Annotated in this window: 18 protein-coding genes, 1 pseudogene and 1 riboswitch; of the genes and pseudogenes, 4 read left to right on the top strand and 15 right to left on the bottom strand. The window is 72.6% G+C overall.

Features of this window, described 5'->3' with window-relative positions:
• Positions 1–126 precede the first annotated feature (126 nt).
• From AOK00_RS06710 to AOK00_RS06675, 8 genes are all read right to left on the bottom strand, one after another.
• Complete coding sequence (locus AOK00_RS06710; protein WP_055599388.1) at positions 127–1,506, bottom strand: NAD(P)/FAD-dependent oxidoreductase; 1,380 nt, start codon at positions 1,504–1,506, stop codon at positions 127–129.
• Positions 1,507–2,072: 566 nt separating this feature from the next.
• The gene (locus AOK00_RS06705; RefSeq protein ID WP_055599387.1) at positions 2,073–2,987 is read right to left on the bottom strand and encodes a Ppx/GppA phosphatase family protein; all 915 of its coding nucleotides are present in this window, start codon (positions 2,985–2,987) and stop codon (positions 2,073–2,075) included.
• Positions 2,984–3,535 (bottom strand): DUF501 domain-containing protein, encoded by a 552-nt coding sequence (locus AOK00_RS06700; protein ID WP_055599386.1) that lies wholly within the window; start codon positions 3,533–3,535, stop codon positions 2,984–2,986. The genes AOK00_RS06705 and AOK00_RS06700 overlap by 4 nt, the downstream gene beginning before the upstream one ends.
• Before the next feature lie 32 nt (positions 3,536–3,567).
• The gene (locus AOK00_RS06695) at positions 3,568–4,038 is read right to left on the bottom strand and encodes an FtsB family cell division protein (RefSeq protein ID WP_030315267.1); all 471 of its coding nucleotides are present in this window, start codon (positions 4,036–4,038) and stop codon (positions 3,568–3,570) included.
• A gap of 118 nt (positions 4,039–4,156) precedes the next feature.
• Positions 4,157–5,443: a phosphopyruvate hydratase gene (gene eno, locus AOK00_RS06690; protein ID WP_055599385.1), complete on the bottom strand. Its 1,287-nt coding sequence runs from the start codon at positions 5,441–5,443 to the stop codon at positions 4,157–4,159.
• A 358-nt stretch (positions 5,444–5,801) separates the two neighbouring features.
• Positions 5,802–6,527, bottom strand: coding sequence for a transglycosylase family protein (locus tag AOK00_RS06685; RefSeq protein WP_055599384.1), 726 nt, complete (start codon positions 6,525–6,527; stop codon positions 5,802–5,804).
• A 3-nt stretch (positions 6,528–6,530) separates the two neighbouring features.
• Positions 6,531–6,704: riboswitch (cyclic di-AMP (ydaO/yuaA leader) on the bottom strand.
• Between the two features lie 258 nt (positions 6,705–6,962).
• Complete coding sequence (locus tag AOK00_RS41125; RefSeq protein ID WP_055599383.1) at positions 6,963–8,078, bottom strand: transglycosylase family protein; 1,116 nt, start codon at positions 8,076–8,078, stop codon at positions 6,963–6,965.
• Between the two features lie 149 nt (positions 8,079–8,227).
• The gene (locus AOK00_RS06675) at positions 8,228–9,547 is read right to left on the bottom strand and encodes a cytochrome P450 family protein (protein ID WP_055599382.1); all 1,320 of its coding nucleotides are present in this window, start codon (positions 9,545–9,547) and stop codon (positions 8,228–8,230) included.
• A gap of 96 nt (positions 9,548–9,643) precedes the next feature.
• Here AOK00_RS06675 and AOK00_RS06670 point away from each other — a divergent pair, with 96 nt between their 5' ends.
• Complete coding sequence (locus AOK00_RS06670; RefSeq protein ID WP_055599381.1) at positions 9,644–10,843, top strand: globin domain-containing protein; 1,200 nt, start codon at positions 9,644–9,646, stop codon at positions 10,841–10,843.
• Between the two features lie 41 nt (positions 10,844–10,884).
• Here the strand turns inward: AOK00_RS06670 and AOK00_RS06665 are convergent, their stop codons facing one another.
• Together AOK00_RS06665 and AOK00_RS06660 are read right to left on the bottom strand one after the other, a co-directional pair.
• Positions 10,885–11,847, bottom strand: coding sequence for a nucleoside triphosphate pyrophosphohydrolase (locus tag AOK00_RS06665; RefSeq protein ID WP_055599380.1), 963 nt, complete (start codon positions 11,845–11,847; stop codon positions 10,885–10,887).
• Positions 11,848–11,866: 19 nt separating this feature from the next.
• Positions 11,867–12,511 carry a SurA N-terminal domain-containing protein gene (locus AOK00_RS06660; protein WP_055599379.1) on the bottom strand — a complete coding sequence of 215 codons (645 nt, stop codon included), beginning with the start codon at positions 12,509–12,511 and terminating at the stop codon, positions 11,867–11,869.
• A gap of 377 nt (positions 12,512–12,888) precedes the next feature.
• Between AOK00_RS06660 and AOK00_RS06655 the strand changes: the two genes are divergently transcribed.
• Entirely contained in the window at positions 12,889–15,300 is a 2,412-nt protein-coding gene (locus AOK00_RS06655; RefSeq protein WP_055599408.1) for a YfhO family protein, read from the top strand.
• Positions 15,301–15,387: 87 nt separating this feature from the next.
• Here AOK00_RS06655 and AOK00_RS06650 read toward each other — a convergent pair whose 3' ends face one another.
• From AOK00_RS06650 to AOK00_RS06640, 3 genes are all read right to left on the bottom strand, one after another.
• Entirely contained in the window at positions 15,388–15,894 is a 507-nt protein-coding gene (locus AOK00_RS06650; protein WP_107097325.1) for a GNAT family N-acetyltransferase, read from the bottom strand.
• Positions 15,895–15,916: 22 nt separating this feature from the next.
• The gene (locus tag AOK00_RS06645; protein ID WP_055599377.1) at positions 15,917–16,651 is read right to left on the bottom strand and encodes a DUF2625 domain-containing protein; all 735 of its coding nucleotides are present in this window, start codon (positions 16,649–16,651) and stop codon (positions 15,917–15,919) included.
• Between the two features lie 102 nt (positions 16,652–16,753).
• Entirely contained in the window at positions 16,754–17,419 is a 666-nt protein-coding gene (locus tag AOK00_RS06640) for a TetR/AcrR family transcriptional regulator (RefSeq protein WP_079041867.1), read from the bottom strand.
• A gap of 114 nt (positions 17,420–17,533) precedes the next feature.
• On the opposite strand from AOK00_RS06640, the gene AOK00_RS06635 reads away from it, so the two are divergent.
• Complete coding sequence (locus AOK00_RS06635; protein ID WP_055599376.1) at positions 17,534–17,977, top strand: VOC family protein; 444 nt, start codon at positions 17,534–17,536, stop codon at positions 17,975–17,977.
• Here the strand turns inward: AOK00_RS06635 and AOK00_RS06630 are convergent.
• Together AOK00_RS06630 and AOK00_RS06625 are read right to left on the bottom strand one after the other, a co-directional pair.
• On the bottom strand, positions 17,974–18,393 hold the full coding sequence (locus tag AOK00_RS06630) for a PPOX class F420-dependent oxidoreductase (RefSeq protein ID WP_055599375.1): 420 nt from the start codon (positions 18,391–18,393) through the stop codon (positions 17,974–17,976). The two genes, AOK00_RS06635 and AOK00_RS06630, sit on opposite strands and share 4 nt — an antisense overlap.
• A 175-nt stretch (positions 18,394–18,568) precedes the next feature.
• Positions 18,569–19,465, bottom strand: coding sequence for an alpha/beta hydrolase (locus AOK00_RS06625; RefSeq protein ID WP_055599374.1), 897 nt, complete (start codon positions 19,463–19,465; stop codon positions 18,569–18,571).
• Positions 19,466–19,584: 119 nt separating this feature from the next.
• Between AOK00_RS06625 and AOK00_RS06620 the strand changes: the two are divergent.
• A pseudogene (locus AOK00_RS06620) lies at positions 19,585–20,039 on the top strand (PucR family transcriptional regulator); the annotation flags it as partial.

Here is a 20,039-nt window from a genome sequence, read left to right as displayed (position 1 = left end):
TCGGCAAAACACGCGAAGGGCCGTCCGCACCACGGATGGCGGACGGCCCTTTTACGGCCTTGCGTGTACTGCTGGTACTGCTGGTACTGCTGGTACTGCGTGTGCTGCTGGTACTGCGTGTGCTGCTTAGGAGGCCTTGGCCTTCTCCTGCACCGGGGCGGCCGGCGCGGGGGCGGGCTTGGCGGCCTCGTAGAACTCCTCGCGCGGCGTCTCGATGGCGCCGAGGGAGACGACCTCACGCTTGAGGAACATCGCGAGGGTCCAGTCGGCGAAGACGCGGATCTTGCGGTTCCAGGTGGGCATCGCCATGCCGTGGTAGCCACGGTGCATGTACCAGGCGAGACGGCCCTTGAGCTTGATCTTCACCTTGCCCATGACGATCATCGCGACGCCCTTGTGCAGGCCGAGGCCGGCCACCGCGCCCTTGTTGGCGTGGCTGTACTCCTTCTGCGGGAAGCCGCGCATGCCGGCCACCACGTTGTCGCCGAGGACCTTGGCCTGGCGCAGGGCGTGCTGGGCGTTCGGCGGGCACCAGGCGTTCGGGTTGCCCGCCTTGCGGCCGACCATGTCCGGGACCTGGGCGTTGTCGCCCGCGGCCCACGCGTAGTCGAGACCGTTGATCTGGAGCTTCTCGTTGCAGTCCACGTGGCCGCGGGGGCCGAGCGGCAGACCGAAGCGGGAGAGCGCCGGGTTCGGCTTCACGCCGGCGGTCCACACGATCGTGTTGGAGTCGACCTCAAGGCCGTTCTTCAGCACGACGTGGCCGTCGACGCAGGAGTCCATGGAGGTCTCGAGGTAGATCTCGATCCCGCGGCTCTCCAGGTGCTCCTTGCCGTACTGGCCGAGCTTGGGGCCCACCTCGGGGAGGATCTTGTCGGCCGCGTCGACCAGGACGAAGCGCATGTCCTCGCGCGAGACGTTCTGGTAGTACTTCGCGGCGTCCCGGGCCAGGTCCTCGACCTCGCCGATGGTCTCCGCGCCGGCGAAGCCGCCGCCCACGAAGACGAAGGTCAGCGCCTTGCGGCGGACCTCCTCGTCGGTGGTCGAGTCGGCCTTGTCGAGCTGCTCGAGGACGTGGTTGCGCAGGCCGATGGCCTCCTCGATGCCCTTCATTCCGATGCCCTGCTCGGCGAGGCCGGGGATCGGGAAGGTACGGGAGACGGCGCCCATCGCGATGACGAGGTAGTCGAAAGGCAGCTCGTACGCCTCGCCGACGAGCGGCGCGATCGTGGCGACCTTGCGGTCCTGGTCGATGGTGGTGACCCGGCCGGTGAGCACCTCGGCTCCACGCACGACGCGTCGCAGCGGGACGACGACGTGGCGCGGCGAGATGCTGCCGGCGGCGGCTTCGGGGAGGAAGGGCTGGTAGGTCATGTACGACCGCGGGTCGACGACCGTGACGGTCGCCTCCGCGTAGCGCATCTTCTTGAGGATGCGCCGAGCTGCGTACAGGCCTACGTACCCGCCGCCTACTACGAGGATCCTGGGACGCTCCGTGGTGCTCATGAGATCGAGTATCCACCCCTCCTGAGGGGGGTGCTCGTGCGCCCCTTCACAAGGTCTCCGGACACCTCTGCTACACTCCGCCGCCCACGTGATCCATGTCATGGTGCTGCAAAGGAACCGGGGTGCGGGGGCGAACGTTGTTCACCCCTTGTGAACTGGCCTGGAGAGCCCCCGTTAACGCTGAACCACGGGACCCGTTCACGCGATGGAAACATCGAGCGAATCGACCCCCGCGCCTGCGAAAGGGCCCTGAGGCGCCACCCGGAGGGCCCAAAGACCCCCCTCGGGCGCCATCGGGGCCCTTTTCCTTGTGAAGAACTTCACGAACTTTCCGGACGACACCTCGCCGGAGGGCCCTCACAGGCACTCATAGTCGCCCGCTATGGAGATCATCGGCGCCTCTCATGCGCCGACGAGCGGCTCCCCCTCCCCACCTCCACGCCGGCGAGCGCCACCTCCAGCACGTGCACGATCCCGGAGTTGAGGGACCGCCTGGCGAACCACCCGAAGGCCGCCGATCGACTTCGGCGGCCCAGCGGGGTCCTCTCGTTTCGAGAGGACTGACGTCAAGCCACGGACAGGGCGATCCCGTCGAGGATGTCGTGCTCACTGACGACGACCTCGTGGGCTCCGACCCGCTCGACGATCTCCCTCAGGACGATCGCGCCGGCGATGATCACGTCGACCCGGCCGGGGTGGATGACGGGGATCGCCGCCCGCTCCGCGTGCGTGGAGGCGAGCAGCCGGTCGGTGACCTCGGTGACCTGGGCGGCGGAGATCCGGGCGTGGTGGATCTTCTCGGAGTCGTACTCCGGGAGCCCGAGAGCGATGGCGGCGACCGTGGTGACCGATCCGGCGAGCCCGACGAGGGTCTCGGCGCTGTCGATCGGGACGGTCTCGGCCGCCAGGTCGAGCGCGGCCCGGACGTCGGCGCGGATCGCGTCGGCCTCCTCGGCGGTCGGCGGGTCGTGCCGGACGTGCCGCTCGGTGAGCCGGACGCAGCCGATGTCGACGGAACGGGCGGCCTCGACGTGCCGGTTGCCGACGACGAACTCGGTCGAGCCGCCGCCGATGTCCACGACCAGACGGCGGTCGTCCCCGTGCAGCTCGCCGGTGGCGCCGGTGAAGGAGAACGCGGCCTCCTGGTCGCCGGTGATCACCTCGGGCTCGACGCCGAGGATCTCCACGACCCCGTTCACGAAGTCCGCGCGGTTCTCGGCGTCGCGGGAGGCGGAGGTGGCGACGAAGCGCAGCTTCTCGGCGCCCAGCCCCTTGATGACCTCGGCGTACGCGCGGCAGGCGGCGAAGGTCCGCTCCAGGGCCTCGGGGGCGAGCCGGCCGGTCTTGTCGACGCCCTGTCCGAGCCGGACGATCGTCATCCGCCGGTCCAGCTCGATCAGGTCACCCGTATCGGGGTGGACGTCGGCGACGAGGAGGCGGATGGAGTTCGTGCCGCAGTCGATTCCGGCGACCCGGGTCACTCCGCCCCCTCCTTCGTCTTCTCGCCCTGGTCCGCGCACGGGGTGACGCAGGCGCCCTTCGCCCACCACTCGGGCAGCATCGCGAGCGCCTCGTCGCCGAAGGGGTTCACACCCGGTCCGGCGGCCAGCGAGTGGCCGACGAGGACGTGCAGGCACTTCACGCGGTCCGGCATGCCGCCGGCGCTCGGGAAGCCCTCCAGCACCTCGATGGCGTCACGGCGCGCGATGTAGTCCTCGTGCGCGGCCCGGTAGGCGGCGGCGAGCTCCGGGTCGGTGGCGAGCCGGGCCTGCATCTCCTTCATGACCCCGTTGGCCTCCAGGGTCCCGATGGCCGAGGCCGCCCGGGGGCAGGTCAGGTAGTACGTGGTCGGGAACGGCGTGCCGTCGGGGAGCCGGGGCGCGGTCTCGACGACGTCCGGGTTGCCGCACGGGCAGCGGTGCGCGATGGCGCGCAGGCCGCGGGGCGGCCGGCCGAGCTGGAGCTCGAAGGCGGCGATGTCCCGCTCGGTGGGCTCGGTGCGTTCGGTCTGCGGAGGGGGCGTTTCCATGTCTGCCTTGCTCGTCTGGTGCGGAGGAGGGGTCAGGGGCGGTCGGCGTGGTCGACGCCGTCCCAGAGGTTGTCGTACCAGGGGCGGTCCGCCGCGCCCTGGTCGCCGCGGGGCCGTTGCTCCGCGGCGGGGTCGTTCACGGTGAAGCCGGTCTCGCCGGGCAGCAGGTAGTGGAGGTGCTCGCGGGCGAGGCGGCGGACGTAGGCCGGGTCCTGGAGACGGGCCTTCTCGTCCCTGAGTTCCTCGACCCGGCGGGCGGCCTCGGCGGCCCTGCGCTCCTGCTCGGCGATCTCGCCCTGCTGGGAGACGTAGCTCCGCATCGGGTAGGCGAGCGCCACGACGAGGGAGCAGACGACCAGGGCGAGGAAGGCCGCGCGGCCGGTGAGCCGGGAGCGGCGGGCCTGGCGGCGGGTCTGGGAGCGGTAGACACGGGCGGCGGTCTGCTCGCCGAGCAGTCTGATCCGGGTCGCGGTGGAGAACCGGTCCCGGTCCTTCGCGGCCATGTCGTGTCGCCTCCCCTGTTCACGCGGACGTCCCCGCACACGGTACGGGACCGAGTACGGGGACGTACGGAAGCTGCCCTGCGGAGGGGCTCAGCCGTTGATCAGCCCTGTGGGGTGATCAGCCCTTGAAGCGCGGGAAGGCGCTGCGGCCGGCGTAGACCGCGGCGTCGTCGAGGATCTCCTCGATGCGCAGCAGCTGGTTGTACTTGGCGACACGGTCCGAGCGGGCCGGGGCGCCGGTCTTGATCTGACCGCAGTTCACGGCGACCGCGAGGTCGGCGATGGTGACGTCCTCGGTCTCGCCGGAGCGGTGGGACATCATGCACTTGAAGCCGTTGCGCTGGGCGAGCTCGACGGCGTCGAGGGTCTCGGTCAGCGAGCCGATCTGGTTGACCTTGACCAGGAGGGCGTTCGCGGTGCCCTCCTCGATGCCGCGGGCCAGGCGCTCCGGGTTGGTGACGAAGAGGTCGTCGCCGACGATCTGGACCTTGGAGCCCAGCTTGTCGGTGAGGACCTTCCAGCCGGCCCAGTCGTCCTCGTACAGCGGGTCCTCGATGGAGACCATCGGGTACGCGGAGACGAGCTCCTCGTAGTACTCGGTCATCTCGGCGGCCGAGCGGGACTTGCCCTCGAACTCGTACTTGCCGTCCTTGTAGAACTCGGACGCGGCCACGTCGAGCGCGAGCGCGACGTCGGAGCCCGGGGTGTAGCCGGCCTCCTTGATGGCCTCGACGATGAGGTCCAGGGCGGCGCGGTTCGACTCGAGGTTCGGCGCGAAGCCGCCCTCGTCGCCGAGGCCGGTGGAGAGGCCCTTGCGCTTCAGCACGGCCTTGAGGGTGTGGTAGATCTCGGCGCCCCAGCGGAGGGCCTCGGAGAAGGACTCCGCGCCGATCGGGGCGATCATGAACTCCTGGATGTCCACGTTGGAGTCGGCGTGCGACCCACCGTTGAGGATGTTCATCATCGGAACGGGCAGCAGGTGCGCGTTCGGTCCGCCGAGGTAGCGGAAGAGCGGGAGGTCCGAGGCCTCGGACGCGGCGTGCGCGACGGCGAGGGAGACGCCGAGGATGGCGTTGGCGCCGAGGGAGCCCTTGTTCTCGGTGGCGTCCAGGTCGAACATGGCCTGGTCGATCAGGCGCTGCTCGGTGGCGTCGTAGCCGACGAGCTCCGGGCCGATCTGCTCGATGACGGCGAGGACGGCCTTCTCGACACCCTTGCCCAGGTAGCGGTTCGGGTCACCGTCGCGAAGCTCGATGGCCTCGAACGCACCGGTGGAGGCGCCGGACGGAACAGCAGCACGACCGGTGCTGCCGTCGTCGAGGCCGACCTCGACCTCGACCGTGGGGTTGCCTCGGGAGTCCAGGATTTCCCGGGCTACGACGACGTCGATGGACGGCACGAGCATCTCCTTTTTGGGATGTGACGCTGGATGTGACGCAAGGTCGGTGCAGGGTCGCTTGGCCTTGCGACAAGAGCCTAACCGGCTCGGGGGCTCCGGCCAGCCGGGCGCCCGCCCCCTGGGACGAAAAAGGACCCAAGGGCATGCATCCCGGGACGAAGGGCCCCAGATCTACCGGCCGGTAACAGCACCGACCGTCCGGTCCCTGCCGTGAGCCCTCCCCTTGAGCACCTCCGTACGCCCTCCGGAAACGGGGGAACCCCGGCCCGACGCGCACGGGGGATGGGCGCGCCGGGCCGGGGTGGTCACCGCGGGAGGGTCGGAGGGGCCGCGCGAGCCGCCGGACTCACGCGGGCCGCCGGGCTCACTTCAGGTGAAGCTGCTGGCCCGGGTAGATGAGGTCGGCGTTCTCGACGACGTCCTTGTTCAGCTCGAAGAGCTTGGCCCAGCCACCCTTGACGCCGTGCGCCTGGGCGATCTTGCTGAGGGTGTCGCCGGTGACGACCTTGTACTCGCCGTCACCCTTCTTGACCTTCTTGCCGGTCGGGGTGGTGACGGTCTTCTTCGCGGCGGCCTGCGGAGCGGCCTGCTGCTGCGTGGCCTTCTTCGGGGCCTGGCGCTGCTCGCTGCGGGTGGTCGGCTGCTCGGCCTTCCGCTCCTGCTGCTGCGGCTGGGTGCTCTGCTGGGGCGCGCTCTCGGCGGCGCCACCATCGTACGAGGCGCCGGAGAGGCCCACGCCACAGGACGGCCAGGCGCCCTTGCCCTGGCCCGCGAGGACCTTCTCGGCGATGGCGATCTGCTGGGACTTCGACGCCTGGTCGGCGGTCGAGGCGTAGGCGGTGCCGCCGTACGCGGCCCAGGTGGAGGCCGAGAACTGCAGGCCGCCGTAGTAGCCGTTGCCCGTGTTGATGGACCAGTTGCCGCCGGACTCGCACGCGGCGACGCGGTCCCACTCGGCGGCCGTGGCGGCCGAGGCGGTGCCCGCGGTCATCAGCGGGGCGGCCACGGCGACACCGGTGACGCCGACGAGCGCGGCGACCTGGGTGGCCTTGGAGGGACGACGGTGTTTGCCCTTGCCGGAAAACAGCATGGAGATTCTCCTCACCGACGCCTGTGAGGTGAGCTGTCGGGTTCGGGCCGGAAAGTTGCCCGGCCGCGCGTCCTAGCGCGCGGCTTCACCCCAAGCCGTTCGCCGGCCGTCTGTCTCAACGGCCGGGACCGGCACTTACCTTGGGTCCCCCACTCCTGCCTTCGGCGCTTGCGCGACGACGATTCCCATCGGCCGACGGCAGGATTCGGCGTTTCGGTCGACGGGGCCCGCGGTGGCGAGCGGTGACGACCGTAGACACAGACCCACCGGAAGTTCAAAGAGGCGTATTGCGGAAATATCGCCCCTACTTGCCTTCCGGCGGGGGTTGTTTGTGCAGGTGAGAGGCGACAGAAGCAAAGTTTGCGGGCGTGACACGCCAGTTGGGACGAAGAGACCCATGTCTCACTTGCCCAGAACCGGACATACGCCCCCGAATCACTTCGCCGGCGTGATCGAACCGTTCGTCAGGTCGAGGGCCTGACCAGGGAGGATGAGGTCCGGATCGAGGCCCACGGTCTGCCGGTTGGCGTCATAGAGGGCGGTCCAGCCTCCGGGGAGTTCGTTCTCCTGTGCAATGTCGGACAGATTGTCGCCCGGCTGTACGAGGTAGGAGCCCGACTTGCCCTGACTGTCCGTTGCGTCCGATTCCTTCGACGCGTCAGCCGGAGCCTTGTCCAGGGGGTTTTCGGTCAGCTTGTTGGTGGATGAAGCGTGTCTACCCGATTCGAGGGAACTGTCCGGGTTGCCGCTTTCCTCCGGGGCGGCGTCGCCCCGGTGCTTCCCGGTTCCGGGAGTGGCGGGCGACACGTCGTCCGTCGGCCCGCCGGGCGTGGTGGCCCCCGGTGCGCCGGGCGTACCGGGCGCAAGGGACTCATCGGGCGTAAGGGACTCATCGGGCGTGCCCGGTGTGGTGGGCACGGTCGGGTGGCCCGGATCCGTCGACACCGAGGGGCTCGCCGGGGTGGTCGGCGTGACGGGAGCGGTCGGCGAGACGGGCGTGGCGGGAGCGGTGGGCGAAGCCGTTTCCGTGGCCTTCTTCGCGTCCTTGGACTCCTTCGCCTCCTCCGAGGACCCCTCGGAGGTCCCGGGAAGGCCGGAGGTCCAGTTCGACTCGGGAACCGGTCCCGTGGGGGCCGTGGGGACGCTCGCGGGGCCGGGGTCCACGCCGGGCGACGTGCCGTCGTTCGTCAGGCCGGCGATCGGCGCGCAGGTGGCCCACTCGGTGGAGCCCTTGGCAAGGGCCTTCTCGGCCACCGCGATCTGCTGGGCGCGACTGGCCAGGTCGGGGCTGGGCGCGTAGGTCAGGCCGCCGTTCCGCTCCCAGCTGTCCTGGGTGAACTGGAGCCCGCCGTACATGCCGTTGCCGAAGTTGGCGCTCCACTGGCCGCCGGACTCGCACTCGGCGACGCGGTCCCACGTGGCGGCGTCGGCGGCGGAGGCGGACCCGGTGGCGAGCAGCGGCAGCGCCATGGCGGAGCCGGTCACGCCCGCGGCGACGACGATTGCGGGGGCCTGACGGGGGCGACGGTGACGTCCGTTCCCGGAACGCATAGGAGCGCCTTTCGCGTGACGACTGTGTGGACGACCCGAGTTGCCGACGTGGCCGAATTACTCAACCACGTTGACGAACCGAGCTGACGGGGAAGGTAGCCGTATTCGAACGCTCATCACAAGTCGATGCACCCGCGATCACGTGAAGATCACAGTTCTGACGAATCGTCACTTCGTGGAGGTCGTGCGGAAGGGGAGAACTCCACCGGAAGCGTGCGCAATCCGCGCATGATGAGCCCTCCGCGCCACCGCAGTTCCTCCGGATCGGCGGCAAGTCGCAGGTCCGGCAGCCGAGTCAGCAGAGTGGCGAGCGCGGTCTGTCCTTCGAGCCGCGCGAGCGGCGCGCCCAGGCAGTAGTGGATGCCGTGCCCGTACCCGAGGTGCTGGTTGTCGCGCCGGGCCAGGTCCAGGGTGTCCGGCCCGTCGAACCGCTCCGGGTCCCGGTCCGCGGCGGCGAGCACCACGAGGACGGGGTCGCCCGCCGGGATGTCCTGCCCGCCGATGGTCAGCGGCTCGGTCGCGTACCGCCAGGTGGCCATCTCCACCGGCCCGTCGTACCGCAGCAGCTCCTCGATCCCGGTCTCCAGGAGCCCGGTCTCCCCCGCCGCGACCGACGTCTGGAGCAGCTCGCGCTGCGCGGGGTGCCGCAGGAGCTGGTACATGCCGTTGCCGATGAGGTTGACCGTCGTCTCGAAGCCGGCGAAGAGAAGGATGAAGGCCATGGCGGCGGCCTCGTTCTCGGTGAGGTGCTCGCCGTGGTCGGAGGCCTTGATGAGCCCCGAGATGAGGTCGTCGGCCCCTTCTTGCCGCAGGCCCTCCCGCTTGCGGTGGATCAGCTCGGCGAGATAGCCGCGCATCTTCTTCACCGACCGCGCGACCCCGCCGCGCGGGCCGCCGCCGTGCCGGATCATCATCCCGGCCCAGTCGCGGAAGTCGTCCTGGTCCTCCTCGGGCACGCCGAGCAGGTCGCAGATCGCGTAGATGGGGAGCGGGAAGGCGAACTCGTGGATGAGGTCCGCGCTCCCCTTCTCCACGAAGGCGTCGATGAGCCGGTCGGTCAGCTCCTGCACGCGCGGGGTGAACTCGGCGACGCGGCGCGGGGTGAAGGCCTTCGAGACGAGCCGCCGCAGCCGGGTGTGGTCCGGCGGGTCGATGTTGAGCAGATGCGTCATCAGCTCGGCCTTGCGCTCGCCCGGGATGCCCGTCTTCCCCCTGGCGTGCGGGGACTCGTCGTGGTGGGCGGGGTTCTTGGAGAGCCGCTGGTCGGCGAGGGCCTGCCGGGCGTCCCCGTACCGCGTCACCAGCCAGGCCTCGACCCCGCTGGGCAGCGTCGTCCGGTGCACGGGCGCGTGCTCCCGCAGCCAGGCGTACGCGGGGTACGGATCGCTGGCGAACTCCCAGGTGAAGAGCTCGGGCGCGGGGGGCGACACGGGGCAGGACGCGGGATCGGTTCCGGGGGTGGTGCTCACTCCCCGACCGTACAGGGCGGTCCGGAAGGTGAGGTCTGTCGGATCCTGTGATCAAGAAGGGGGTGGTGCCCTAGATTCTTGTCAGTGGATCCTCAGATGCTCAGAAGCACGTTCGCGGTCGTCGAGAGACGGGCCGAACACGCCGTCACCTTCTTCTACTCGCATCTTTTCTGGAACAACCCCGCGATGCGCGAGCTGTTCCCCGAGGACATGCGGCCCCAGCGGGACCGGCTCTTCGCCGCGCTGACCCATGTGGTGACCCATCTGGAGTCCCCGGGGCTCGCCGATTACCTGGGGCAGCTGGGCCGCGACCACCGCAGGTTCCTCGCCTCCCCCGCGCTGTACGCCGCCGTCGGGTCGAGCCTGCTCGCCGCCTTCGCGCACGCCGCGGGGGCCGCCTGGAGCCTGGAGGCCGAGAAGGCCTGGACCGAGGCGTACGGGCACGTCGCCGATCTGATGCTGGCGGGCGCCGACGAGGCCGCCGGGGCCGGGGAGCCGGCCTGGTGGGACGCGGACGTCGTCCGGCACGAGCGGTACGGCGAGGATCTGGCCGTCCTCACCCTGCGGCCCCGGCAGCACCTCCCCTTCCTCCCGGGGCAGTACGTCAGCGTCAGCTCGCTGCGCGTCCCGCGCGTCTGGCGCACCTACTCCCTCGCGGACGCGCCCCGCCCCGACGGCACGGTCGAACTCCATGTGAGCCGGATCCCCGGCGGCGCGATGAGCACGGCCCTCGTCGACGAGACGGGTCCGGGCGAGACGCTGCGGCTGAGCGCGCCCGGAGGTGGCCTCACCGCGTGCACAAAGCCGGGCGGACTCCGTACCTACATATGCGCGGGTACGGGCTGGGCGCCGGTGAAGGCGCTCCTCTCCGAGGCGGCGCGGACCGAGCCGGAACTGAAGGGCCGGCTGTTCGTGGTGGCGCGCGCGAAGGAGTACCTGTACGGCCGGCGGGACGCGGAGCGACTACGGAAACATATCGGCGGACTCAGCGTCACCTACATCACCTCGGCCCCCGGCCACCGCAAGGACCAGGCGACCGAGCGGCTCCTCCAGGCACTGCGGGCCTGCGTCCACTGGCCCTCGCACGACGTCTACCTCGCCGGCCCGCCCGGCTTCCTGACGGAGGTCGCCGAGGCGCTGGTGGAGCTGGGCACCGACCCGTACCGGATCCACCACGACACCCTGCAGCCCGTCGGCCGCTTCACCGCCCGCCCGAACACCGCGGCGGAACGCCTCCTGGGCCCGCCGCCCCCGCTCTGGCACAACCCGGGCGCCCGGGCGCCGCGCGAGCCGTAGCGCCGGCCACCGGCGCGGCACCGCGAGCCGGCCACGAGCGGCTAGGCCACCCCCTCCGCCGCGCGGATCGCCTCCCGGTACGTCCGGGCCGCCGCGCGCAGCGCCGCCTCCGGGTCCACGCCCTCCGCCTCCGCGCGGACCGCGAGGGCGAGCAGGTCGTAGCCGATGCCCCGCTCCGCCGGGAGGGCCACGTCGAGGCCCGCCGCGCGCGCCCGGCCACCGAGCTTCGCGGCGAGCGCGAGCCCCGGCTGGCCCAGCGGCACGCCGTCCGTCACGGACTCCCGCCGCTTCTCGATCGCCTTGGTGCGCAGCCAGTGGGCCCGTACGTCCTCCGGCGTCTCCGCCGTCTCGTCCCCGAAGACGTGCGGGTGGCGGCGGATCAGCTTCTCGACGAGGGCACCGGCGACGTCGTCGACGGAGAAGGGCTCCTCCGGGTCCTCCTCGGCGATCCGGGCGTGGAAGACGACCTGAAGGAGGACGTCCCCGAGCTCCTCGCGCAGCTCGTCCCGGTCGCCGTCCTCGATCGCCTCGACGAGTTCGTACGCCTCCTCGATCCCGTACTTGGCGAGCCCCTCGTGGGTCTGCAGGGAGGTCCACGGGCACTCGCGCCGGATGCGGTCCATGATCTGCACGAGGTCGAGGAGCCGGGCGCCCGGCAGGTCGTACGAACCGGGCAGCAGTTCCAGGTCGGGCATCGTGAGGCGGCCCGAACCGGCGAGCCGGGCGAGGCCGTCGGTCAGCGCCCGGTCGCCCTCGCCCGAGGGCAGCAGCAGGACCGTACGGCCTCCGGCGCACGCCTCGACGAGTTCCTCGGCGCTGGGCCGGAGGTGCTCGACGGCGACCCCGGCCTCCCTCAGGTACGGCAGCTGGGGGTGGTGCTCGTCGGGGCAGAGCACCCGGTCCGCGGAGCCCAGCGCCTGCCAGGCGGGCCAGGACAGCAGTCCGGGTGCCACACGGTGGCTGGCGGTGAGCAGAACGATGCGGCCGGGGCTCTCAGATGTCACCCCTTGAACTTACTCCGCCTCACGCACCGGCCGGGACGGCGCCCGGGTCCTGGCTGAGCTGCCGCAGCCAGGGCGCGGTGGTGTCGCCGAGCCGGACCTGGGCGTCGTCCCAGGCGCCGTAGCGCGGGTTCACGTCGATCGCGAGGGCCTTGGACGCGGCCGAGAAGACCTCCGTCAGCTTCCGCTGGCCCTCGGGGGTGTCCGTGACGCCCAGCTTGGCGGCGATCTTGTTCATGAGGACGTTGCGGCGGACGACGTCGTCGATCTGGCCGGGCGCCACGCCCTGCTCCTGGAGGAGGACGTCGGCGAGCCGGTCCTCGCCGCCGCTCTCGCGGACGAACGCGGTCCTGGTCTCCTGGAGCTCGGCGCGGGTGACACCGACGCCGTTGTCCGCGGCGACCTTGTCGACGACCCGGTCGAAGATCATGACGTTGAGCTTGCGGCGGGGCAGGTCACCGGTGGCCTGGACGAGCTGGGCGGCCTGCGGGGAGCGCTCCTGGGCGGTGCGCACGTCCCGCACCTGCGCCTGCAGGCTGGAGACGTCGATCCGTTCGCCGCCGACGACGGCCGCCGCTCCTGGGTGGGCGTCACTGCCGCAGGCGGTGAGCAGCGGGGCCGCGGCGAGCAGTGCGGCGGAGACGGTGAGCGCAGTGCGGCGGTGCAAAGGAGCCTCCCGGGCTGGTCGTGCGTCAGTTGAACGACCTTGCGGTGATCGATGTTAGGGAGTCGCCCGGGCCGGAGCCACTACTTCGGTGCGACTGTTTCCCACAACGACTCACCGGCACGCCGGGTGTCGGCCGGTAACCGTCCCGTGTCCGCCCCCTCGTACGCCCCTTCGCACGCCCCTTCCTCCACCCTTCGTACGCCCCGCGGGAGCGTCCCGTCGCGGCCGGCCCCCCGTGGATGGCGTTCAGGCGACCATCGGGTGAACTGGGTCGCGGGGAACGGATTTTCCCGGTCGGACGCTGGCATATTCGACGGGTCATGCCGAACGCCACTCGAACACAGGGCTCCACGCCGCCCGCCCTCGCACCCACCGCGATGGGCACCGCGACCCGCCCCACGGCCGAGGGCGCGCGCTCCCCGCTCCTCGCCGCGCTGCTCACCGTGCTCGCCGTCTGCGGCGGTGACGCCGTCGCCCGGATCTTCCCCTTCGGGCCGCGCCACCGGGCCGTCAACGACCTCGCGAACCAGTTCGTGCCGTTCCACGCGCACCTGTGGGACCTGCTGCGGGGCCGGGCGGACGGCGGTCTGCTGCTCGACTGGCAGGCGGGCTGGGGCACGAGCTTCCTCCCCGACTACGGCACCTACGTGTCGAGCCCCTTCGCGCCGCTGGTCGCGCTCCTCCCGCGCGGGGACATCGAGTACGCGGTGTACGGAGTCACCGTCCTGAAGACGGCGGCCGCGGCGGCGGCCATGACGTACCTGCTGCGCCGCCTCGGCCCCGGCACCTGGTGGTGGGCGTCGGTCCTCGGCGCCTCGTACGCGCTCTGCGGCTGGTCGCTCGCGGAGGGCACGTACAACCCGATGTGGCTGGACGGCCTGATCGCCTTCCCGCTGCTCTGCCTCGTGGGCGAGTGGGTACGGGAGGGCAGGCGCCCGCTCCTCGGGCCCCTGGTGGTCGCGGTCTGCTGGGTGGCGAACTTCTACACGGCGTACATGGCGACGATCGGGGCGGCGCTGGTCCTGGTCGTCCGGCTCGCGACGGCGGATCCGGCGACGGACTCGACGCGGGGGGATCCCTCCGGCGGCGGTGCGGGGCGCGGTGCCGTCCGTACGCTGCTGCGGGCCGCGCTGACGACCGGGATCGGGATCGCCCTCGCGGCGCCCGTCCTGGTCCCCGTCTTCCTCGGCTCGCGTCACGCCCACCCGGGCCTGGTGCGGGAGTTCGACCCGGCGCCCGCCACGGACGTCCTCGCCCGGCTGCTCCCCGTGACGTACAGCTTCTCGACCCCGGCGGCCTTCGTCTCCACGGCGGTGCCGCTGCTCGTCGCCGCGCTGCTGTTCCGCCGCGAGATCCCCGGCCGCCGGCGGTGGCCGTGGGCGGGCCTGTGCGTGGCGGTCCTGGCTTCCATGCAGTGGGGTCCGACGCACCTCGTGTGGCACGCCTTCGCCACCCCGAACGGCAGCCCGTACCGCCAGACCTTCGTCCTCTCCGGCGTCCTCGTCCTCGCCGCCTGGACCGGCTTCGCCCACGGCCTCCCGGACCGCCGGGCGCTGCTCGGCGGGACGACGGTGGTCGTGGCCCTGACCCTGGGCGCGCTCCCGAGCCCCTTCCTCACGTCCTGGGCACTCGTCCTCACGGCCGTGGGCCTGGTGGCGGTGGCGGGCGCGCTGCTGCTCCCGCGCCGGGGCCGGTACGGGCTGCTCGCCGCGCTCCTGGTCGTCGGCACCGTGGTCGGCCAGGCGGCGGCGACGACCGCGTACGCCGACCGGGAGCGGCTCGTCCGGCTCGACGACTACCCGCCGTGGGGCGCCGGGCAGCAGCGCCGGGCGGACGCCCTGGCGGAGGCGGACGGCTGGCCCGCGTACCGCACGGACTCCGGTCTGCCCCGGGTCGCGGGCAACGATCCGCTGCTCCTGGGAGGCCAGGGCGCCGCGTACTACAGCAGCCACACCCCGGCGGTCCTGACGGAGACGCTGACCGCGCTGGGCGGCGGCTGGACCTCCCGGGGCCGGAACCTGCTGAGCCTGGACAACCCGGTGACGGACGCGCTGTTCGGGGTGGGGGCGCGCTGGCGGGACGGGGCGGTGGTCCGCGCGGAGCCGTCGGCGCCGCCGCTGCCGCTGGTGACGGTACGGCCGCCGGGCCCGGCCCCGGCGTACGGCGGGTCCCCCTTCCGCAACCAGGAACTCCTGCTGGGCACGCGGGTGTACGAGGCTCCGGGGACGGGCGGTGCGTGCCGGGCCGGCACCGAGGTCTTCCTCTGGGCCCCGGACGCGACGGGCACCGCCCGCCTGGGCACGTACGAGACGCGGCTGCTCGGCGGCCGGCCGAAGCGGCTGGCGGCAATGACGTCCCTGGGCGTGCAGGAGCGGGAGGGGGCGAAGCCCCACGTCCCGACCGGCGGGACCGCCGAGATCGCCTGCCTGGACCACGACCGCCTGCGCGCGGCCGTGGCAGGGCTCCGCGCCCGCGCGGCGACGAGGATCGACGTCCGCTCCGACGGCCTGACGGCCACGCTCCCGCCGGGGGTGACGGGGACGGCGGTGGTGGCCGCCCCGAGGATCGCGGGCTGGCGGTGCGAGGGCGGGAAGGCCGGTTCGTACGGCGGCCTGCTCGCCCTCGACGTCCGTCCGGGGACGACGACCGTGACCTGCGAATTCCGCCCACCGGGTCTGCGGGCGGGGCTGGCGGCGGGAACGGCGGGCGCGCTGCTGCTCGCCGCGTCCCTGTGGCTCGGCGCCAGGACCCGCCGGAGGGCGGAGGGAGCGGCCCGGCCCCGCCCGTGAGTTCGACGACGCGCCGGCCCACCGCGCCCGCGGAGCCGGACGGCAACGCGGCTTCTCCGCAGAAGACTTGAGGAGAGGCGCTCCCGATCACGGACTGTCCGGCACCCGCCGCTCCCACCTGACCTCGCCGTCCTCCACCCGGTCCGTGGGGGTGAGGCCGGCCGCGCCGGCGACGCGCGCCGACGCCGTGTGGTCCGGGTGGACATGGGCCACGATCGTGCGGGCGCCCCGCTCGACCAGCACGGCCACCAGGGCCTGCGCCGCCTCCCGCGCGATGCCCCGGCCCTGCCACTCCGTGCCGATCACCCAGGCGACCTCCGCGACCCGTCCGCCCTCCGTGACCGTCGCCTGTACGGTCCCGGTCAGCCGGTCCTCGGCGCGGAGGCGAACCACCCAGTTGCCCCAGACCGCCGCCGGGTCGGGCGAGCCGGCCGCCAACCGCTCGTAGCGGGACCGAAGTTCGGTCGGGGTCAGCGGGGCGCCGCCGATGAAGGTGTGCAGGGCGGGGTCGGCGAGGACCCCCGCCATCTCCTCGGCGTGCGCGACGGCGAGCGGGAGGAGGTCGAGACGGGAGGTCCGTACCGTACGCGCAATCACCCCGCTCCCCTCCCCGCGCTCATACGTTCCCCAGGAAACCGGGGTCGTTCTCGTCGAGCCCCACACTCGTCTCCCGCTCGAAATCAAGGAGTTCCGCCATCGTCACCACACGGCGGCTGGTCGCGGCCAGGTCCTGGTGCGCCTCCGCCGACCACAGCGGCGGGAAGAGGGTGAGCCCCCGGTCACCGTCCAGCCGACGGACCTCGTCCTGCCAGCCCGGCCAGCGCAGCCCCTCGTAGAACTCCTCCGTGCCGCCGGACAGCACCCACGACAGCCAGGCCCCGTATCCGGCGCCCAGCGCCTCCCACCTCAGCGAGTCCGGCGCGAAGTACACCATCTCGCCGGGCTGCCCCGGCAGCCCGACCTGGTCCGCGGGCCCGCCCTGGAGGACGAACACCCCGCCGAGTACGTCGTGGGCCACGACGAGCCCCGCGTCGGGCCGCCACCCCGGATCGGCCGTCTCGTCCGCGGGAAAGTCGTTGACCTGCGCGAGCGACGGCAGCCGCCGGTCGTTGCCGGCTGCCGGGCTGCCGTACACCCGCAGCCAGCCGTCGTCGACGAACGCCCCGCCGCTGTGGAAGACGAACGCCCCCAGGAACGACCGCACGGTCACCTGCGTCCGCAGCAGCGCGGACGCGCCCCGCGTCGCGTCGGCGTCCAGCACCTCGACGGGTACGGGCGCGGCCCGCAGCTTCTCGCCGAGGACCGGCCAGGCCGGGTCCTCGACCTCGATCAACTCACTCAGTTCACGCACCGGGGCATGGTCGCACGTCCACCGGCGACGTCGGCGGCGCGGGGCGCGGGTGCGGGCGAGCCGGAGACGGTCGTCGCGGTGGGCGACCGCGAGCGGGTGCGCTCACGCCCCCGCGCGTCGGATCCCCGCCAGCAACCCGTCCAGTGCCGCCACCGTCCGCTCCAGCGCCTCCGCCGACGTGGTCCGCTCGCCTCTCGCCAGCCACAGCGCCGCCTCGTTCATCGCGCCCGACAGCAGCCGCGCCAGCGGCTCCACCGGCTGGTCGGCGACGACGCCCGCCTCCACCAGCCCCTCCAGCGCCTCCGTCAGGTGCCGCGCCGAGGACTCCTCGTCCAGGGCGCGCCATTCCTCCCATCCCAGGACCGTCGGCGCGTCGACCAGCACGATCCGTCGTACGGCCGGGTCGGAGCCGGCCGCCAGGAAGGCGCGGCAGCCGGCGCGCAGCTGCTCCCAGGGGTCGGTCTGTTCGTCGGCCGCCGCCGCGACCCGGTCCCCCAACTCCCCCTGGACCTCGGCGACCACCGCCCGGAACAGCCCCGCCTTGCTCTCGAAGTGGTGGTAGGCCGCGCCCTTGGTGACCCCCACCGCCCGGGCCACCTCCGCGAGCACGACCCCGTGGTACCCGTCCTCGGCGAACCGCCTCCGTCCCTCCGCGAGGAGCGCCCGCCGCGTCGCCGCCCGCTGCTCGGCCCGGAGGCCCTGGGCGCCGCCGGTCACCCCCGTGCCGTCGGCCGCCGCCCGGCCGCCCGCCGCCCGCTCGTCCGGCATCGCCGCACACCGCCCTTCCCATTTCGCATACCCGGGGTATGTTAACCCTCAGTCCTCACATACCCCAGGTATGTGAAATCGGAGCGAGCGACGCACGACGAGGAGAGCCATACCGTGAAGACCGGACGACTCAGCAGCTTCTACCCGGTGCTCTGCACCCGCGACGTCGCCGCCTCCCGCGACTTCTACACCCGCCACCTCGGCTTCGCGACGACCTTCGAGGCCGACTGGTACGTGAGCCTGCACCGCCCCGACGCGCCCCGGTACGAGCTCGCCCTCCTCGACCACAGCCACCCGACCCTCCCCGAGGGCCACCGCGTCCCGACCCGGGGCGGCCTGCTCCTCAACTTCGAGGTCGAGGACGTCGACGCGGAGCACCGTCGCCTGATCGGCGAGGCCGGCCTCCCCGAGCTCCTCCCCCTCCGCACCGAGGACTTCGGCCAGCGCCACTTCATCCTCGGCGCGCCCGACGGCGTACTGATCGACGTCATCACCACGACCCCGCCGACCGGGGAGTACGCCGCTCAGTACACCTCCACCGCCCCGGACCGGGTCTAGCCGGCGACCCTGGTGGCGCTGCCGAGGATTCTGGTCGGCGTGATGCGGACGACCACGCGGACCTCCTCCGCCGGAGCCTCCGCGTACTCCTTGCCGCCGCCGGGACCGAGGTACTCCTCGGCGATGCGGACGGCCACCGCCCGGCCGGTGTCCTCGGTGAGGGCGGCCGTGCCGCGTATCTCGACGTACAGGTCGGGGTCGGCGGGGTCGAAGACGGTCAGGCCGACGCGCGGGTCCCGGAGCATGTTCAGCGCCTTGCGCCGGCCTTGTGTGGTGGAGATCAGCAACTCTCCGCCGTCGCGGCTGACCCACACCACCGAACTCTGCGGAGCGCCGTCGGGGTTGAGGGTGGCGAGCACGGCCATGTGCGGGGCGTCGAGCAGGCCGCGTACGGCCTCGTTCATCTCAAGGGACATGCCGGCGAGACTATGCGGGCGCCCGGGGAGGCGCACCGGAATACCAGCCCGTCCACCCGGGCCCGGACGGGCCCAGGACGGCCTCCGGCGCCGCGAGGGAGCAGTTCCGGCCGGGCGCGGCGGGTGGGTGCGGGTGGTGCGGCCGATGCGGGTGCCGGGCGGGCGCGCCCGGGGCTCATCCGGCCAGGGCCCGGCCCAGGGCGGCGCCGAGTTCGGCGTTCTGCCGTTGCGAGACCTCGGCGGAGAGGATCGCCTGCGAACCGTGGAAGGTCCCGGGCCACTGGTGGATCTCGACGGACACCCTCGCCTGGAGCAGGCGCAGCGCGTACGCGAGGCCCTCGTCGCGGTTCGGGTCGAACTCGGCGGTGGCGAGGTAGGCCGGCGGCAGGCCGGTCAGGTCCTCGGCGCGGGCCGGGGCGGCGTACGGGGTCGCGGGGCCGCCGCCCAGATAGTGCTGCCACGAGGCCAGGCTCTTGTCCCGGTAGAACCAGGGCGTGTCGGTGAAGTTCACCGCCGACCACGAGTCCTGCCGGTCGTCGAGCCCCGGCTGGTTGAGCAGCTGGAAGCGGATCGGCGGCCCCTGCCGGTCGCGGGCCCGCAGGGTCACCGCGGCAGCGAGGTTGGCGCCGGCGCTGTGGCCGCCGACCGCGATGCGGTCCGGCTCGACGCCGAGTTCGGCCGCGTGCCCGGCGGCCCACTCCAGCACGGCGTACGCGTCGTCCAGGGCGGCCGGGTAGGGGTGCTCGGGAGCGAGCCGGTAGCCCACCGAGATCACCACGGCGCCGGAGGAGGCCGCGATCCGGCCGGCCCACGGGTGTTCGGTGTCCAGGTCGCCCATGAGGAATCCGCCGCCGTGCAGCCAGACGACGGCGCCCCGGGCGCCGCGCGGGCGGTAGACCCGTACCGGCACGGGCGGGTCGGCGGGAACCGTGCGGTCCTCGACCTCCATGTCCGTGGTGTCGGGGGCCGGTACGGCGGCGGCCAGTCGGGCCGAGTTCTTCCGCGCGGCGACCGGGTCGGTGAGGTCGGTGCGGGGGAAGAGCGGTACGAAGGCTTCGAGTTCGGGGTCCATGACGGCCATCCTCGGCGAGCCTCCCGCGCCGCGTCGCCCGCCGTCCGTCGGGCATCGGCCGCCGATCGCGCGCCGATCGGCGCCCCCGTCCCGGCCGCCCGTCCTCCTATCCTGCTGCCATGGAGGCTTTGGCCGTACGGCTGTCCGGACTCGATCCGCACGTCGAAGGCGCGCTCCGCATCGTCGCGTTCTACGACACCCTGATGCGCAGACGTGTGGACCTTCCCGCGCTCGCCCGGGCCTCCGCCGGTCTCGCCGAGTGCGTCACCGGCGTCGGACTCCACGGCACCGGGCGGACGATCCGCGTCGCGCCCGACGGCCGCGAGGCCCCCGGCCCGGTGGGGCCCGCGTCCGGCACGGCCCCGGTCGTCCTCGACGAGGAGGAGATCGGCACGGTGTGGCTGGAGCGGCCCGGCCCGGCCGGACCGCTCGACGAGGTGCTGCTCGACCGCCTGGCCCTCGCCGTGGCCGGGGCCGTCGAACGGTACGGTCCGGCCCGTACGACCATGGCGGACCCCGCGCTCGTCGAACTGGTCATCAGCGCCGGGACCGACGAGGCGGCCCGCGCGCGGGC

Source organism: Streptomyces aureus (genome assembly GCF_001418135.1).
Classification (GTDB): domain Bacteria; phylum Actinomycetota; class Actinomycetes; order Streptomycetales; family Streptomycetaceae; genus Streptomyces; species Streptomyces aureus_A.
Note: the sequence above shows the minus strand (reverse complement) of the source record. Positions and strands in the feature narration are given on the sequence as shown.